Annotated in this window: 14 protein-coding genes and 1 tRNA gene; 8 read left to right on the forward strand and 7 right to left on the reverse strand. The window is 59.6% G+C overall.

All coding sequences use genetic code 11. The features are described from left to right. Window positions 1–95: 95 nt before the first annotated feature. Window positions 96–680 carry an HNH endonuclease gene (locus ETW24_RS09780; protein ID WP_129370889.1) on the forward strand — a complete coding sequence of 195 codons (585 nt, stop codon included), beginning with the start codon at window positions 96–98 and terminating at the stop codon, window positions 678–680. Between the two features lie 184 nt (window positions 681–864). Here the strand turns inward: ETW24_RS09780 and ETW24_RS09785 are convergent, their stop codons facing one another. The 3 genes from ETW24_RS09785 to rocF are packed head-to-tail and all read right to left on the reverse strand — an operon-like array spanning window position 865 to window position 3,760. Beyond that, on the reverse strand, window positions 865–1,911 hold the full coding sequence (locus ETW24_RS09785) for an ornithine cyclodeaminase (RefSeq protein ID WP_129370890.1): 1,047 nt from the start codon (window positions 1,909–1,911) through the stop codon (window positions 865–867). Next, on the reverse strand, window positions 1,908–2,837 hold the full coding sequence (gene ctlX / locus ETW24_RS09790) for a citrulline utilization hydrolase CtlX (RefSeq protein WP_129370891.1): 930 nt from the start codon (window positions 2,835–2,837) through the stop codon (window positions 1,908–1,910). Before ctlX ends, ETW24_RS09785 begins: the two co-directional genes overlap by 4 nt. Beyond that, on the reverse strand, window positions 2,834–3,760 hold the full coding sequence (gene rocF / locus ETW24_RS09795) for an arginase (RefSeq protein ID WP_129370892.1): 927 nt from the start codon (window positions 3,758–3,760) through the stop codon (window positions 2,834–2,836). The genes ctlX and rocF overlap by 4 nt, the downstream gene beginning before the upstream one ends. Before the next feature lie 112 nt (window positions 3,761–3,872). On the opposite strand from rocF, the gene ETW24_RS09800 reads away from it, so the two are divergent. Further along, on the forward strand, window positions 3,873–4,298 hold the full coding sequence (locus ETW24_RS09800) for an Lrp/AsnC family transcriptional regulator (protein ID WP_027258961.1): 426 nt from the start codon (window positions 3,873–3,875) through the stop codon (window positions 4,296–4,298). A 61-nt stretch (window positions 4,299–4,359) separates the two neighbouring features. On the opposite strand, the gene ETW24_RS09805 is transcribed toward ETW24_RS09800, so the two are convergent. Beyond that, window positions 4,360–4,827: a disulfide bond formation protein B gene (locus ETW24_RS09805; protein ID WP_129370893.1), complete on the reverse strand. Its 468-nt coding sequence runs from the start codon at window positions 4,825–4,827 to the stop codon at window positions 4,360–4,362. A 2-nt stretch (window positions 4,828–4,829) separates the two neighbouring features. Beyond that, window positions 4,830–5,408 (reverse strand): YqaA family protein, encoded by a 579-nt coding sequence (locus ETW24_RS09810; protein WP_129370894.1) that lies wholly within the window; start codon window positions 5,406–5,408, stop codon window positions 4,830–4,832. Between the two features lie 165 nt (window positions 5,409–5,573). Between ETW24_RS09810 and ETW24_RS09815 the strand changes: the two genes are divergently transcribed. Further along, window positions 5,574–5,659 (forward strand) — tRNA-Leu (locus ETW24_RS09815). A 113-nt stretch (window positions 5,660–5,772) separates the two neighbouring features. Here the strand turns inward: ETW24_RS09815 and ETW24_RS09820 are convergent. Both ETW24_RS09820 and mtnA read right to left on the reverse strand, forming a co-directional pair. After that, window positions 5,773–6,438, reverse strand: coding sequence for a class II aldolase/adducin family protein (locus ETW24_RS09820; RefSeq protein WP_129370895.1), 666 nt, complete (start codon window positions 6,436–6,438; stop codon window positions 5,773–5,775). Between the two features lie 16 nt (window positions 6,439–6,454). After that, window positions 6,455–7,561: an S-methyl-5-thioribose-1-phosphate isomerase gene (gene mtnA / locus ETW24_RS09825; protein WP_129370896.1), complete on the reverse strand. Its 1,107-nt coding sequence runs from the start codon at window positions 7,559–7,561 to the stop codon at window positions 6,455–6,457. Window positions 7,562–7,836: 275 nt separating this feature from the next. Here mtnA and ETW24_RS09830 point away from each other — a divergent pair, with 275 nt between their 5' ends. From ETW24_RS09830 to ETW24_RS09860, 5 genes are all read left to right on the forward strand, one after another. Further along, complete coding sequence (locus tag ETW24_RS09830) at window positions 7,837–8,985, forward strand: efflux RND transporter periplasmic adaptor subunit (RefSeq protein WP_129370897.1); 1,149 nt, start codon at window positions 7,837–7,839, stop codon at window positions 8,983–8,985. Window positions 8,986–8,988: 3 nt separating this feature from the next. Continuing rightward, window positions 8,989–12,114 (forward strand): efflux RND transporter permease subunit, encoded by a 3,126-nt coding sequence (locus ETW24_RS09835; protein ID WP_129370898.1) that lies wholly within the window; start codon window positions 8,989–8,991, stop codon window positions 12,112–12,114. A gap of 806 nt (window positions 12,115–12,920) precedes the next feature. Further along, window positions 12,921–13,886 (forward strand): TAXI family TRAP transporter solute-binding subunit, encoded by a 966-nt coding sequence (locus ETW24_RS09850; protein WP_129370901.1) that lies wholly within the window; start codon window positions 12,921–12,923, stop codon window positions 13,884–13,886. 112 nt (window positions 13,887–13,998) lie between these two features. After that, complete coding sequence (locus ETW24_RS09855) at window positions 13,999–16,608, forward strand: TRAP transporter permease (RefSeq protein ID WP_129370902.1); 2,610 nt, start codon at window positions 13,999–14,001, stop codon at window positions 16,606–16,608. After that, window positions 16,605–17,036 (forward strand): universal stress protein, encoded by a 432-nt coding sequence (locus tag ETW24_RS09860; protein WP_129370903.1) that lies wholly within the window; start codon window positions 16,605–16,607, stop codon window positions 17,034–17,036. The genes ETW24_RS09855 and ETW24_RS09860 overlap by 4 nt, the downstream gene beginning before the upstream one ends. Window positions 17,037–17,039 lie beyond the last annotated feature (3 nt).

A 17,039-nucleotide genomic window follows, 5' to 3' on the forward strand; every position in this document is an offset into this window, starting at 1 on the left:
GGTGCTAACCACGAGATATAGTCAAATGAAAGCTGGGGCGGTTTCCCCGCTCTGGTTCCGGATAACGGAAGATCAGTGCGAGGAAGACGTTCACAATGGATGGCGATTTCAGAGCAGAGTTTGTCAGATCTCCAGGGGCGCTGAAGCAGCACCCGGCGCTGGTGCTGAATGCAGACTACCGGCCATTATCCTATTACCCGTTGTCCTTGTGGTCCTGGCAGGACGCGGTCAAGGCGGCCTGGCTCGACCGCGTGGCGATTGTGGCTGAGTATGACGAGGTGGTGCACAGTCCCAGCACCGAGATCCGAATACCCTCTGTGGTGGTTCTGAAAGATTATGTGAAACCTCAAAAGCGCGTGGCATTCACGCGCTTTAATTTATTTTTGAGGGATGAATTCCACTGCCAGTACTGTGGCAGCAAGGGCGACCTGACCTTTGACCATGTGGTGCCGCGTGCGGCCGGCGGGGTGACCAGCTGGGAAAACGTGGTGGCGGCCTGCAGCCCCTGCAACCTGAAGAAGGGTTCGAAATCGCTGCATCGGGCTGGCATGTCCTTGCGCAAACCGCCGCGCCGTCCAGGCGCAGAGGAACTGCGCAATACGGGACGCAAGTTCCCGCCGAACCATCTTCACGATAGCTGGATGGATTTCCTTTACTGGGATACTGAATTGGACGCCTGAAGAAAACTTATTAACACCTATTGAAAATTAAGGTGTCCGGCCTTTCCGCCTTTGTCCCAGCCTACGTTAGGCGCCGTTGCTCAGATCCCCTTGAGCGTCGCCTGCAGGGCTAAAAGTGCGGTGATCAGGCGAAAAGGCCGGAGGTGCCGGCGGCCTCAGTTAAGCGGGCCGCCTTTGCATTGGGTCAGCCTTTGGCGCGTTGGAGCATACCAAACAAATCGCGCGGATCGTCCGGATCTGCGAGCATGTCCAGGTCGATGAAATAGTCCGTGCCTTTGATGCGGTCGCGAATGTAACGCAGAGCCGAAAAATCCTCGATCGCAAAGCCGACGCTGTCGAACAACGTGATCTGCCGGTCGCCGGTGCGGCCCTGTTTCTGGCCCGAAATCACCTCCCACAGCTCGGTCACAGCAAAGTCTTCCGGCATTTGCTGAATTTCGCCTTCGATCCGGGTTTGCGGCGGGTATTCGACAAAGACGTCAGAGCGGCTGAGGATACCGGCTGCCAATTCCGTCTTGCCCGGACAGTCGCCGCCAATCGCGTTGATATGCACGCCGCTGCCGACCATGTTGTCGGTCAGGATGGTGGCGTTTTGCTTGTCCGCGGTGCAGGTGGTAAGGATCTGGGCCCCTTCAATTGCCTCTTCCGGCGTTTTGCAGGATACAACCTCAATCCCCAGACCTTCCAAATTCCGGGCGCATTTTGCGGTTGCCGCGGTGTCTTTGTCATAAAGACGCACGGATTTCAGGCCGATTATCGCTTTCATCGCCAGGGTCTGGAACTCCGACTGGGCGCCGTTTCCGATCATCGCCATCGTGGTTGACCCTTTTGGTGCCAGATACTTGGCGGCCATTGCTGAGGTCGCCGCAGTGCGCAAGGCGGTCAGCATGGTCATCTCGGTCAGCAGCACCGGATAGCCGGTGTAGACATCTGCCAGCAGCCCAAAGGCGGTGACAGTCTGCAGGCCTTCGGAGGTGTTCTTGGGGTGGCCGTTCACATATTTGAACCCATAGGCCTCGCCGTCCGAAGTTGGCATCAGCTCAATCACGCCGACATCCGAATGGCTGGCAACACGCGGAGTTTTGTCGAACAGCTCCCAGCGTTTGAAATCGTCTTCGACATAACCTGCCAGATCGCTCAGAATCTGCTCGACGCCGATGTGATGAACGAGGCGCATCATATTGTCGACGCTGACAAAAGGCACCAATGCTTTTTCCGAAGGCTGTGTCATGCGGAAGTCCTTTCACGGGGGCTGAGGTGGATGCCTGCCAGCATGCAGCGCACCGACCCGCCTGCGGTTTCGATGGTCGGAATGGTCAGGGGGAGCGGCTCTGCGCTCCTTTCGATTTCTGCGATCTGGTCCGGACGCAATGCGTCCAGCGCCTTGGCCGAAAGTGCAAGAATGCGTTTCTTGCCAGTAAGTTCCAGCGCGTTTCCGGCGAAATTGGCAATCTGCTCCTGAGTGAGATCAATCACGCGGCGGCCGGTTTCCTCCAGCCGCGCGGCAACTTCGGAACGGCGCACTGGATCAACAATCATATCGAGGCAAATCAACGCGTATTCGGTGCCGATCCCCATCAATACATTGGTGTGATAAACGTCGCGGCCTGCTTTATCTTTGGCTTCGAACACCATGGGTTCAAAGTTGAAATGGGTGCAAAACCGTTCCAGAAGGATCGGGTCGGCGCGATTGGATTTCACCGTGTAGGCAATGCGGCCGATGTGATCGAGCACCATGGCTCCGGTGCCTTCCAACGACAGCCCGTCCTGTTCCAGACCGGAGTAATCGATCACATCCTGAACCCGGTAGTTCCGTTTCAGCACTTCGATCACGTCCCAGCGCCGTTCCTTGCGCCGGTTTTCAGCGAACATCGGGTAAACCGCAACATGGCCGCCGGCATGGGTGGAAAACCAGTTGTTCGGGAAAACGCTGTCCGGTGTGTTGATGGTGGTGTCGTCGAAGACATGCACGGTAACACCAGCGCCGCGCAGAGTTTCCACGGCGCCGTCGAACTCTGCCAGTGCCTGGGCAGATGCCGTTTCAGCCGAAGTGTTTGCCAGCGTTTGGAAGGCGTTGTCGCCCTGTGTTTCCGGGTTTGAACGGAAATGATGCGGCCGTATCATGACCACTGCAGAGGGAGCTTGCAGGCTGGTCACTGATAGCTCCGTGTCGGGCGGTCAAAGACGCGGCGGCCCAGGGCCGAAGCGCAGAGATCCACCATCAAATGCGCTGTGCGGCCGCGTTCGTCCAGGAAGGGGTTCAGCTCAACCAGGTCCAGCGAGGTCATCAACCCGGAATCATGCAGGATTTCGCAGACCAGATGCGCCTCGCGCACGGTTGCGCCGCCGGGAACGGTGGTACCGACGGCAGGCGCTACGGAAGGGTCCAGAAAATCCACGTCCAGCGAGACATGTAGCATGCCATTGGCCTGGGCGACGTGCTCCAGGAACCGGTTCAGCGGGCCTGCAATGCCGTTTTCATCAATGTGGCGCATGTCATGGGTGCGGATGGAGCTGCCTTCCAGGGCAAGCCGTTCCTGGGTGTCGACAGACCGCAGGCCGATCATGCAGACATTCTCCTGCGGCACCGGGTTGGCGACATCGGGAAAACCCTCGAACCCATTGCGTCCAGTGAAATAACCAACAGGTGTTCCATGCAGGTTGCCGCTGTCCGATGTTTCCGGTGTGTGGAAATCTGTATGCGCGTCCAGCCACAGAACAAACAGCGGCCGGCCGGCCTTGGCAGCATAATTTGCAGCCCCTGCGACAGAGCCGAGCGAGAGAGAATGATCCCCGCCAAGGAATATGGGAACACCGCACTCAAGGGCGTCTTCAGCCGCCTGGGCAAGGCGCGCAGTCCAGCCGATGGTTTCATTCCGGGCAAAGACCAGCCCGTCATTGCCATCCGGTGCATGGGATTCCGGGCTTAGGTTTCCCAAGTCCTCAACCGTATGTCCAAGATTCTCCAGTGCGGGGGCAAGCCCGGCAGTCCGGTAGGCGTCAGGGCCCATCAGGCAGCCGGCCCGGCGTTTTCCACTGTCCACCGGCGCGCCAATAAGGATGCAATGTTGCGAAGTCACCGTTTTGGCCTCTCAAGAAATTTGCTTTCTTACTAGAAACCTCCGGAATGTGATGGATTCCAGCATGCATTTTGCCCATAAAGGGCAGTGATTGGCCGATTTGGGGTGAGTAATGGACAAAACGGATGAGCGGCTGGTGTCAGCATTGCGGCATAACGCACGGGCGTCGCTGTCGGACCTGGCGCTCGAGCTGAACCTGTCACGCACCACAGTGCGGGCACGGATCGAGCGGTTGCAGGCACGGGGGGACATTCTGGGGTTTACCGTGGTGCTGAAGGAGGACGTGCTGCGGGATCCGGTCCGCGGGCTGATGCTGATCGGAATCGAAGGCCGCGGCACCAGCCGGATCACCCGGCAGCTGCAAGGGCTGCCAGAGGTGCGGGCAATTCACACGACTAATGGACGCTGGGATTTGATTGTGGAGCTTGGCACCGAGACCCTGGAAACGCTGGACACGGCTTTGGCCAAGATCCGCACCTTTGAAGGGATTGTAAGCAGCGAGACAAATCTGCTGCTGGCCACCAAAAAGGACAGCTGATGTCTGCGGAGGCTGCAGGATAATCAATGGGTTATCTGCCGCACCTCAACTTTTCATAAGGTTAACCCTGCTTGCGGGCATGATTGGCGGCTGCGACCCAAAGCAGTGCCAGACCAAAAGATGCAATGGCGTTCCAGCTGGCCATGGACAGTGACAGCATTTCCCAAGGCACCTCGTCGCAACGCACCAGCGGAGCGGCCATGATCTGGTCCAGCAGCTGATCCGAAGACAGGCCTCCAACCGGGCCGGACGTGCAGGTGGACGGACCTTCCCACCAGCCTCGTTCAACCCCGGTGTGAAAGGCGCCTATGCCTGCTGTGGTCAGGGCCGCCAGCGCACCCAGATAAGGCAGCAGCGCGCCCGGAATGATCAGCGCCAAAACGCCGATCCCAGCGGCGGCGGCATGCGGATAGCGCTGCCAATAGCAGAGTTTACAGGGCGGCATTTCGCCAATGAATTGGAACCCCAGCGCGCCCAACAGCAGCGCAGCAGAGCCGCCGGCCGCAAGGATAATCAAAAAACGATGCATTATCAGATAAACCTTACCAGCAGGAAGCCGCCAAACAGGACAAGGATGAAGGCCGTGAAAACCAGACCCAAGCGGCGCTCAATAAAGTCGCGGACTGGGGTTCCGAACTTCCAGAGAAGTCCGGCGACGATGAAAAAACGCAATGCGCGTGCGAGGATAGAGGTGGCAATGAAGGTGCCGATGGGCATGCCGGTCCAGCCCGACATAATGGTTATCACTTTATAGGGGAACGGTGTGACGCCGGCGCCCAGCACAGCCCAGAACCCAAAATCGTTAAACCGGGTGTTGAATTCCGCCATGGCATCGCCTTTGCCCATCGCCTCCAGCACCGGCTGGCCGATGCCCTCGTAAAAGAACGCACCAATCGCATAGCCAAGCACACCGCCTGCAACCGAGGCCGCCAGGGCCACTAGCGCAACCAGCCAGGCGCGCGACGGGCGGGCCAGGATCATCGGAATCATCAGCACATCCGGCGGGATCGGGAACACGGAGCTTTCGACAAAGGCAACAATGGCCAAACACCAAAGCGCCTTGGGATGATCGGCCAGGGCCATCGTCCGGTTGTACAGCGGTTTCAGCATTCTGGGCTCTGCATCCTCAACGGGTTTTGCAAGATGAGGTGGCATGCGGGCCGCATTCCGTCAACCTTTGCTGCCGGGTGAATTCGCCACGCGCCGATTTTTTGGCTGCAAAGTGCCTTTTTGCCTCTGGACCTTGGCGTCTGGCTTGGCTAGGAACAGGACGTTGCCCAAGTGGCGGAATGGTAGACGCAGGGGATTCAAAATCCCCCGCTGGTGACAGCGTGCCGGTTCGAGTCCGGCCTTGGGTACCAATAAAAACAAAGGCCTGCAGCGTGTTCTTGCTGCAGGCCTTTGTTCTTTTTTGTCCACGTCCACCGGCGGATTCCGCAGTCACGTATTGGTCTTGCTTTGCACTGATGCAACGTCAGCGGCTGTCTTTCAGGCCGTAGTCCGCAAAGGCGGCGGTGACTTCCTGCATATCGGTTTCAGTCAGGATGTGTGGCCTGCCAATTGTGAGACTAGTCGCATAACCTTTTGCCAACGCTTCCAATTCCCCCATGCGCCAGAGTGCGCGCGGCAGGCTTTCGCCGGTGGCGACAGCACCATGATTTGCCATCAGGCAGGCACTGCGGTTTTGCAATGACCGGGTGATATTGTCCGACAGCTGCCGGCTGCCGAACAGCGCATAATCTGCCACCGGCACATCGTTGCCGCCAAAGGCCGCGACCATGTAGTGGCAGGCCGGGATAGCCTGGCGGTTCATTGCCAAGGCACTGCAATAGACAGGATGCGCGTGAACCACCGCGTTGACAGCGGGCTTGGCCTGCAGAATGGCCAGGTGAAAAGGCCATTCAGTAGAAGGCTTCAACTGGCCGTCCGGTGACTGGCTGCCGTCCAGTGGCATCTTCACCAGATCCTTGGGCGTCATCTTTTCATAGGGCACACCGGAGGGCGTGATCAGCATCATATCGCCCGCGCGCACCGAGATATTGCCGGAAGTGCCTTGATTGATGCCCATGGCATTCATCTCCAGGCAGGCGTCGATCACTGTCTGCCGCAGCCCGGGGCTGTCCTGATAAGGAGGCTTCACGCAAAATCCTCCAGTCTCAAGCGGATCTGGCGGCAGCCATTTCGGGAAACAGCCCGGCAAGGCCGTCTTCTGAGGCTTCGCAGATCCCGCGTTCGGTGATCAGACCGGTGACCAGCCGGTTCGGGGTCACGTCAAAGGCCGGATTGCCGCCAGGCGTGCCATCCGGGGTGACCTGAACCACGCCAATGGCGCCATCCTCGGTCTTGCCTTGAACATGGGTGATTTCACGTTCGCTGCGTTCTTCGATCGGAATTTCGGCAACGCCGTCCGAAACGGTCCAATCGATGGTCGGCGAGGGCAGGGCGACGTAGAAAGGCACTCCGTTGTCCTTGGCCGCCAGCGCTTTCAGATAGGTGCCGATCTTGTTGCAGACATCGCCGCGGCGGGTGGTGCGGTCTGTGCCGGTGATCACCAGATCCACCTGGCCGTGCTGCATCAGATGGCCGCCGGCATTGTCGGTGATGTAGCTGTGGCTGATACCGTGGCTGCCCAGCTCCCAAGAGGTCAGAGCACCCTGGTTGCGCGGGCGCGTCTCGTCCACCCAGACATGTATCGGGATGCCCGCGTCATGCGCCTGGTACATCGGGCTGGTGGCGGTGCCCCAATCGACGGTGGCGATCCAGCCGGCGTTGCAATGGGTCAGCAGGCGGACCGGCTCGCCCGCGGGCTTGTTCGCGGCGATTTGCTTGATCAGCTCCAACCCGTGCGCGCCTATGCTGCGGTTGATCCTGACATCTTCGTCCGCGATCTCATGCGCCAGAGCCAGCGCGGCGGCGGCGCGTTCCCCTGCCGCCAGCGGCCGCAGGTGGTTGCGGCAACGGTCCAGCGCCCAGCGCAGGTTGATGGCGGTGGGGCGGGTCGCGTTGAGAAAGCTCCAGGCCTGATCCATCGCCGCATCCGACGGATCCAGCCGCATCGCCAGAGCCATGCCATAAGCTGCCGTCGCACCGATCAGCGGTGCGCCGCGCACCCGCATCTCAACAATTGCATCGGCAAACTCCTGCAGCGTGTTCACCTGCTGGACACGGAAGTCATGCGGCAGCCAGCGCTGGTCAATGATCTGCAGCGCATCGTGATTGTGGTCCCACCAAAGGGAGCGGTAATGGGTGCCATTCACTTTCATCGGAGTTTCCCCTTTTTCGTAGCGGCGCAGCTGCCGGCGCCGGATCGGCCGGCAAGTTGTTTCCGGTTTCCCTGAATTGCGCCTTGCGCGCAAGGTTTCGTTGGAAAGGCCCGCTGGATAATCGCGGAGTTTCGGAGCGAATTTGTCCGGTCAGCACGCGTGCTCCTTGCAGACAGCAGCTCGCGCAGTGTTCAATAGGGTTAAGTTTTACAACGAAGCGGTGCACCGGAAAACCGGCCGCCCTGATTATTTCTGTCAAATTGAAAGGCTCAAGAATGAAGTATTTCTGGAACGGGGGCCTGACCGGCCGGACCGGGCTTGCCGTTATTGCAGCGGTTGGCCTTGTAAGTGCAGATGCAGCATTTGCGCAGCAGGGTGCTGCACCAAAGGTTTCGGTGTCGCAGGCAGCGGTTAAACCGATCAAGGATACCTCAACCTTCATCGGCCGGGGTGAAGCGATCGACAAGGCCAACATCATGGCCCGGGTCAACGGCTACTTGGAGGAGGTGCTGGTCAAAGACGGTGCCGAGGTTGAAAAAGGCGACGTGCTGTTCCGCATCGAACGCAGCGCTTATGAGGCGGTGCTGGAAAGCCGCCGCGCCGAACTGGCCCAGGCTGAGGCCAATTTAGAGCTCGCCTCGTTGGATCTGGCCCGCAAACAGGAGCTGTTCGAACGCGGTTCGGTGCCTGAGGCCGACAGGGATACCTCTCGCGCCAATGAGCTGGTAGCCGAAGCCCAGGTGCGCGCTGCCGCAGCTGCGATCCGGCAGGCGGAATTGGATCTGAGCTATACCGAAATCCACGCGCCGTTCTCGGGCCGGGTCGGCCGGGTCGAGGTCAGCATCGGCGATGTGGTCAACCCCAGTGGCGCGGCTTTGGTCAATATCGTGCGCGAAGCACCGGTTTATGTTTCCTTTTCTTTGAACGAAAAGCAGTTTGTCGAGATTTTGCAGGAGCTTCAGGCCGAAGGTATAGAACGGGCCGATGCTGATACCGCACCGGAAGTGTTTGTCGTTCTGCCCAATGGCGCCGAGCTGGAGGAAAAAGGCCGGATCGCCTTTGCCGGCAACCGGGTGGATCCCGCCACCGGCGCAGTCACCGTGCGGGCGCAGTTTCAAAATGATCACCGGCTGATCCTGGACGGCGCCTTTCTGACCGTCGGCCTGCAAGCGCAAGAGGCAGTCGACCGGATCATCATCAGCCAGGCTGCGATCCAGCGCGATCAGCAGGGGCCGTTTGTTCTGGTAGTGGACGATCAGAACCAGGTCGCCCAGCGCTATATCGTCACTGGCGATGTGCAGGGCACCGGGATCATCGTGCTGGATGGGCTGACAAATGGGGAAACCGTTGTTGTCGAAGGCCTGCAGAAAATCCGCCCGGGCGTGGAAGTGGACCCGGTGCTGGCCGGGCAGACAGGAGAATAACCGATGTTTTCCTCTATCTTCATCGAGCGGCCGAAATTCGCAATCGTCATCTCGCTGGTGCTGACGGTCATGGGGGTGATCGGCTACTTCGCGCTGCCCGTGGCGCAGTTCCCGGAAATCACCCCGCCGGTGGTGAATGTCACCGCCAGCTATCCCGGCGCCAATGCTGAAACCGTGGAAAAAAGCGTCGCCGCGCCGATCGAGGCGCAGGTCAACGGGGTGGACGGGATGCTCTATATGTCCTCCACTTCGGCTGACGACGGCAGCTATTCTCTTTCAGTGACCTTTGAAGTTGGCACTGATGCCGATATCGCGTCCGTCAACGTGCAGAACCGGGTGGCGCAGGCAACCGCGGCGCTGCCGTCCGAGGTCACGGCAAACGGTGTGGTGACGCAGAAAAGTTCCTCCAACATGCTGCTGGTTGCGGCCCTGACATCACCTGACAGCTCGTATGACAATGTGTTTCTGTCAAACTATGCCGCCATCAACATCAAGGATGCCCTGGCCCGCGTCGAAGGCGTAGGTAAGGCGGAAATCCTGACCAACTTTGAGTACGCCATGCGGGTCTGGCTGGATCCGAACAAGATGGCCGGCCTCGGGATTTCACCCGGTGACGTGATCAACGCGGTGCGCGAACAGAACATCGAAGTCTCCGCCGGGCAGGTGGGGGCGCCGCCGGTTCCGGGTGATCAGGTGTTCCAGTATACCATCAAGTCCAAGGGCCGCCTGACCGAGGTTGCTGAGTTTGAGGACATCGTCATCCGCACCGGCGACAACGGCGGCACTGTCCGGCTCAGGGACATTTCCAAGGTTGAACTTGGGGCCTCCAACTACAGTTCCTCGGGCTATTTCGACGGCGTGCCGGCGACGATCCTGGCTGTCTACCAGTCTCCCGGCGCCAATGCGCTGGCAGTGTCCGAGGCTGTGCTGGCAGAGATGGACCGGTTGTCGGAGGATTTCCCGGACGACGTTGCCTATTCGGTGCCGTTCAACACCACAGATTTTGTCGAACAGTCGCTGAATGACGTGATTTCCACCCTGATGATGACCTTTGCACTGGTGATCACGGTGGTGTTCATCTTCCTCGGCTCTTTCCGGGCAACAATTATCCCCGCGGTGGCCATTCCGGTGTCCCTTATCGGGACATTTGCCTTCCTGCTGGTGCTTGGCATGTCGCTCAACACCATTTCGCTGTTCGCACTGGTGCTGGCGATCGGCATTGTGGTGGATGACGCCATCGTGGTGGTGGAGAACGTCGAACGGATCATTGCCGAGGAGGGGCTGCCCCCGGCCGAGGCCACGCGCAAAGCAATGGGGCAGATCACCGGTCCGGTGATTGCCACAACCTTGGTGCTGCTGGCGGTGTTTGTGCCGGTTACCTTCATGCCCGGGATCACCGGTAAGCTGTACTCGCAGTTTGCGGTGACCATTTCGGTTGCGGTTGTGATCTCCTCGGTCAACGCGCTGACCCTGTCGCCGGCGCTTTGTTCTATTGTGCTCAAGGCGCGCTCCGGACCTCCAAAAGGCTTGCTGGCACTGTTCGAGAACATGATCGGCGGCGTCCGCAGCGGATATCTGAGCATCGTCACCCGCCTGCTGCGCCTGCCGGTGATCGGGCTTGTCATCATCGCGGCGGTTGCCTTTGGTACCGGCACAATTTTCAACTCTACGTCCAAAGGCTTCCTGCCGGCCGAAGACAACGGCTATCTGTTTGTGGACGTCCAGCTGCCTGACGCGGCGGCGCTGGGACGGACGGAGACAGTGACCGGCCGGATTGACGAGCAGATCCGGCAGATCCCCGGTGTCCAGGGCACGGTTCTGGTCAATGGTTTCAGCCTGCTGAACGGGGCCGGGGCCAATGGTGCGATGATCATCGCCACCCTTCACCCCTGGGATGAACGGCAAACCGAGGCGCTGCATCCCAACGCCATCCTCGGCCAGATCTATGGCATTGCTAACGGAGAAGCCGCGGCCAGCATCGTCGCCTTCAACCCGCCGCCGATCTCGGGCCTGGGCATGTCCGCAGGTGTGGAAATGGCCATCCAGCAGACCGCAGGCGGCACCCCGCAGGATCTGGCACAATCGGTCGGCTCGCTGGTCTATTCTGCCAACCAGCGTCCGGAGATCGCCCAGTCCTATACAACCTTCCGGGCCAACGTGCCGCAGGTGTTTGTCGATCTGGACCGCGAGAAGGCCAAGACGCTGAATGTGCCGATTTCCGAGGTGTTCCAGACCATGCAGGCGCATCTGGGGTCCTACTATGTCAACGACTTCAACCTGTTCGGGCGTGTCTACAAGGTGATGCTGCAAGCGGAAGGCACCTACCGCGACAAGATTGAGGATATCGGCGGCCTGTATGTGCGGACGCAGTCAGGTGAAATGGTGCCGCTGTCGACCCTGATTGATGTGGAAAACGTGTTGGGGCCGGTGCTGCTGAAACGGCACAATATCTTCCGCTCGGCCACTGTCACTGCTGTGCCGGCGGCAGGTCTGTCCACCGGCGATGCAATCCGGGTGATGCAGGAGGAAGCCGCGACGGCGCTGCCGCCGGGTTATGCCTTTGAATGGACGGGCACGGCGCAGCAGCAGCTGGACTCGGCAGGTCTGGTCACCGTGATCCTGGCGATGGCTGTATTGTTCGGTTATCTGTTCCTGGTCGCGCAATACGAAAGCTGGACGATGCCGGTGGCAATTCTGCTGTCGGTGATCGTGGCCCTGTTCGGAGCGGTTGCGGCAGTGGCAATCGCCGGCAATGACATCAACCTCTACACGCAGATCGGGATGATCATGCTGATCGGCCTGGCGTCGAAAAACGCCATTCTGATTGTCGAGTTCGCGATGGAGCAGCGCGCCGCCGGGCTCTCCATCCGCGATGCCGCGCAGGAGGCGGCCAAACAGCGTTTCCGCGCGGTGATGATGACAGCGCTGTCCTTCCTGCTGGGGGTGGTGCCATTGCTGGTTGCGTCAGGTGCCGGCGCGGCCAGCCAGCGGGCCATCGGTATTGCCGTCTTTGGCGGCATGCTGGCGGCAACCGTGGTTGGCGTCATCGTGGTGCCGGTGCTTTATGCGATGATGCAGGGGATGCGGGAACGCATCAAAGGCACACCGGCAGCCCAGCCGGCAGAGTAGAACAGCCCGCCCCGCCAGTGCATCTGGCGGGGTTTTCTCTTCCATCAGAACCGCAGGTCCGGCAGGGCAGGCCGCGATCAGACGGGCATCAGGCTCGGCGCGCCCGCAATCCGCGGTCATGGGCCGCCGACAGGATCAGGTCCCATTTCCGTGGCGTACAGCGGAATTCCGGCTCCACATCACAGGTCAAAGGCGCATTTGCCTCGCTGGGTATCTTTCTGGCTTCAGCGGAAACGCAGCGTTCCAAAGCCCAGAAATCCGTCAAAGACGGGTTGTCAGTAATCACTTGGCTCAGCAGCATTGCCGCAAGCTCCCCGTTAATGCTGTCCGCTTTGTTATTTTTAGTACCGCGGATCAATTTTTATGTGGTGCGTATTAGCGTCATCCGGATGATTTGTCACCAGAATGTTTTTCAAACCGTCGCAACGCTGCAAAAATCCGCCTGGAATGGCTGCCAAGGTTACGCGGCGCAGCAGCCTGGCTGCCCGCAGGGAGAATCGCTGCACCGGTCATTTTCCTTGCAAGAAAAAACTTTGTGCAGAGGTGGCGGAATGCACCCGGGCCTTGACGGGGAAAATTACCTAACCTTCGTCAATTAGGAGAAAAATGCGGGTTTACCGGGTGCGTCAATAGATAGCACCCTTGACTTGGCGGGGTGCCGGTGAAACCCTTCTGCACGTGCGAAATAATCCGCACATGCCCGGTCTGGCGGGCCGAATTCTGTGGCCGTGCAGGTCCCGTAACCGCGGGTTCACTGCCTTCCGCGCCAGGCTGCAAATCATAAGACAAGTGGGAGAGACTTGATCATGAAACACACCCAGCTGGCTATCGGTGCATTGGTGGCGGCGTCCTTTGCGGCACCCGCAGCATTTGCTCAGGAATACATCACCATTGGCACCGGCGGCGTGACCGGTGTTTATTACCCGACCGGCGGCGCCATCTGCCGTCTGGTGAACAAGGGCCGCAAGGAGCATGGCTTCAAATGCGCCGTCGAATCCACCGGCGGTTCGGTCTACAACATCAACACCATCCGCGAAGGCGAGCTGCAGTTCGGCGTGGCCCAGTCTGACTGGCAGTACCACGCTTACAATGGCACCTCCAAATTCGAGGAAGCAGGCCCGTTCGAAGGTCTGCGCGCCGTATTCTCAGTCCACCCGGAACCGTTCACCGTTGTGGCCCGCGCCGATTCCGGCATTTCCACCTTTGACGATCTCAAGGGCAAGCGCGTTAACATCGGCAACCCGGGCTCCGGCCAGCGCGGCACCATGGAAGTGCTGATGGGCGCCAAGGGCTGGGGCATGGAAGATTTCGCCCTGGCAACCGAACTGAAGGCAGCGGAACAGTCTGCAGCGCTCTGCGACAATCAGATCGACGCGATGATCTATACCGTTGGCCACCCGTCGGGTTCGATCCAGGAAGCTTCCACCGCCTGTGACTCGGTATTGGTCACCGTGGACGGCGAAGCGGTTGACAAGCTGGTCGGCGACAATTCCTTCTACCGCACCGCCACCATTCCCGGCGGCATGTACCGCGGTTCGGACAACGACACCCAGACCTTTGGCGTGGGCGCAACCTTTGTCACCTCGGCGGACGTGTCCGACGATGCGGTCTATGCCGTTGTCAGCTCGGTGTTTGAGAATTTCGAAGCCTTCCAGAAGCTGCACCCGGCATTTGCCAACCTGAAGCCGGAAGAGATGATCGCAGACGGTCTGTCGGCACCGCTGCATCCCGGTGCGGCCAAGTATTACAAAGAAAAAGGCTGGATCGAGTAATCCACCCAACACAAGGAACGGGGCGCATTTGGCGCCCCGTTTTGCCTGAGGCCGCTGCCCAGGCTTTAAATTTCAGGCCCCGGACAAACGGCGGCCACAGGGGAGATTATCCATGGCATCCGATGCTCAGGGAAATCGGCCGCTCAGCGAAGAAGAGCTTCAGGAACTTGTCGCGTCCTCAGACGCAGGCGCCCGCAATCCGGTAGGAAATGTGGGGCTGTTCCTGGCTATCGTCGCAGTTATTTGGTCGGTGTTCCAAGTCATTCTGGCTTCACCCGTTTCCAACCTGCTGCTGCCCGGCAGTGTGGTGAACAATTCCCGGCAAATCCATCTGGCCTTTGCCATTTTCCTGGCCTTCGCGGCCTATCCCGCATTGAAATCCAGTCCGCGGGATTACATCCCTGTACAGGACTGGGTCTTTGCGCTGGCTGGCACCGTAATTGCCATGTACGGCTATATTTTCTATCAGAAAATCGTCGATTCCGGCGGGCTTGCCGATGACATGGATAAATGGTTTGCGCTGGCGGGCCTTATCCTGCTGTTTGAGGCCGCCCGCCGCGCGCTTGGCCCGGCAATGGCGATCATCGCAACTATCTTTCTGGCCTATGTGTTCTTTGGCTCCTCTGAATGGGTGCCCGAAGTTATCCGCTGGAAGGGCGCCAGCCTGAAGAAGGCGATGAGCCATATGTGGATCACCTCCGAGGGCGTGTTCGGCATTGCCTTGGGTGTCTCCACCAAGTTTGTCTTCCTGTTTGTGCTGTTCGGCGCGCTGCTGGATAAGGCAGGGGCCGGCAATTACTTCATCAAGATGGCCTTTGGCGCGCTTGGCCACCTGCGCGGCGGTCCGGCCAAGGCGGCCGTGGTGGGTTCAGCCGCAACCGGTCTGATCTCCGGCTCCTCCATCGCCAACGTTGTCACCACCGGCACCTTCACCATCCCGCTGATGAAGCGGGTGGGTTTTACCTCCGAACAGGCCGGCTCGGTCGAGGTTGCCTCGTCAGTGAATGGCCAGATCATGCCGCCGGTGATGGGCGCCGCGGCCTTTCTGATGGTGGAATATGTGGGCATCTCTTATGTCGAGGTGATCACTCATGCCTTCCTGCCGGCCGCAATCTCCTACATCGCGCTGGTCTATATCGTGCATCTGGAAGCGGTGAAGCGGAACATGCCGACGCTCGGCAACCGTGTTGTCTCCATGGGCCGCACCATTGGCGGCATGGCGCTGTTCTTTGCCGGCTTTGCGGCCCTCTGCTATAGCGTTCAATACCCGGTCAAATGGATCACTTCAGCCATGCCGGGCGCCTCCGGGCTGACCCTGTCAGCCCTTGTGTTCGCAGCCTACGCGGCCCTGTTGTGGCTGGCTTCCGGCGTTGACGATCTGGTGCCGGACGACCCGAACGCCAAAGAGGTCGAACTGCCGGTGGTGGGCGAGATCTATAAGGCGGGCCTGCATTACCTGCTGCCGATCATCGTGCTGGTCTATTTCCTGATGATCGAACAGAAGTCCCCGGGCCTGTCCGCATTCTGGGCAACTGCCCTGCTGTTTGTGATCCTGCTGACCCAGAAACCGCTCAAGGCCATCTTCCGCGGCCAAAGCAATATGGCCAATTCCTTTATGGAAGGCGTCTACGACCTGTGGAACGGGCTGATCGATGGCGCTCGCAATATGATCGGCATCGCGCTGGCCACGGCCACTGCGGGGGTGATCGTGGGCACCGTGACGCTGACCGGTGTCGGGCAGGTGATGTCCGAACTGGTGGAGTTTGTCTCGGGCGGCAACCTGATCCTGATGCTGGTGATGGTTGGTATCTTGTCGCTGGTTCTGGGCATGGGGCTGCCGACAACGGCGAACTACATCGTCGTCAGTTCGCTGATGGCCGGTGTGGTGGTGGAACTCGGCGCCCAGTCCGGCCTGATTGTGCCGTTGATTGCTGTGCATCTGTTTGTGTTCTACTTCGGCATCATGGCGGATGTGACGCCGCCTGTGGGGCTGGCCAGCTTTGCCGCAGCGGCGGTGTCGGGCGGCGATGCAATCCGCACCGGCTTCATTGCCTTCTTCTACTCGTTGCGGACCGTGGCGCTGCCGTTTGTATTCATCTTCAACACCGACCTTCTGCTGATCGATGTGACATGGATGCAAGGCATACTCGTGGCAATATCAGCCACCATCGCCATTCTGGTCTTTACCGCCGGCACCATGGGCTATTTTGTCAGCCGCAGCCGGATCTATGAAAGCATCCTGCTGATCTTTGCAGCCTTCGCATTGTTCCGGCCGGATTTCTTCATGGACCGGGTGATGCCGCCCTATGAACAGGTGCCGCCGGTCCAGCTGGTTCAGGCCTTGGATGAGGCTGAGGCGGGCGCGGAATTCCGGATCACGGTTGAAGGCCCTGATTTTGATACGTCCGAGATCAAAAGCACCACCATGATCCTGACCGCCGATGGCGCCGGTGGCCAGCAGGCGGTGGATGCCTACGGCCTTCTGCTGCTGGAGGAAGACAGCGTTGTAAAGCTGGATGAACCGATGTTCGGCACGCCGGCAGCGCCCAATCTGGAAAGTTTTGATTTCTACGCCGATGAACCGGTGCAGATTGCAACGATCCAGGCCCCGGCCAGCCAGCTGCCCAAAGAGCTGATCTTTATCCCGGCACTGCTGCTGGTTGCCCTCGTTGCAATGATGCAGCGCGGCCGTGCGCGTGAACAGAAAGGAGTCCCGGCATGAACAAACCTGTTCTATGCGCCCTGGAACTGAGTGATCCGGCGTCCGACGAAAAAGTGCTGACCCAGGCCGCCCGGCTGGCGGATCTGGACGGCGCCCAATTGGATGTCGTCAACGTGCTGCCGGACTTTGGCGAAAGCTGGGTGTCGGGCTTCTTTGAGGAGCACCATCACCAAAAAGCCGTCAAGGACACCACCCAGCGGCTGCGCGATCTTTGCACCAAGGTGCTGGGAGAGGAAGGCAATGCCAAGGTGCGTCATCTGGTGGCCACCGGCAAAGCGTATCAGGAGATCCTGAAGGTGGCCGAAACGGCGGGCAGCGGGCTGATCGTGATCGGCGCGCATAAGCCGGACCTCAAGGACTATCTGCTTGGGCCGAATGCGGCCCGGGTGATCCGGCATTCGGATTGCTCAGTCTTTGTGGTTCGCTGAAGA

Origin of the sequence: Leisingera sp. NJS204 (assembly GCF_004123675.1) — a bacterium.
GTDB lineage: Bacteria > Pseudomonadota > Alphaproteobacteria > Rhodobacterales > Rhodobacteraceae > Leisingera.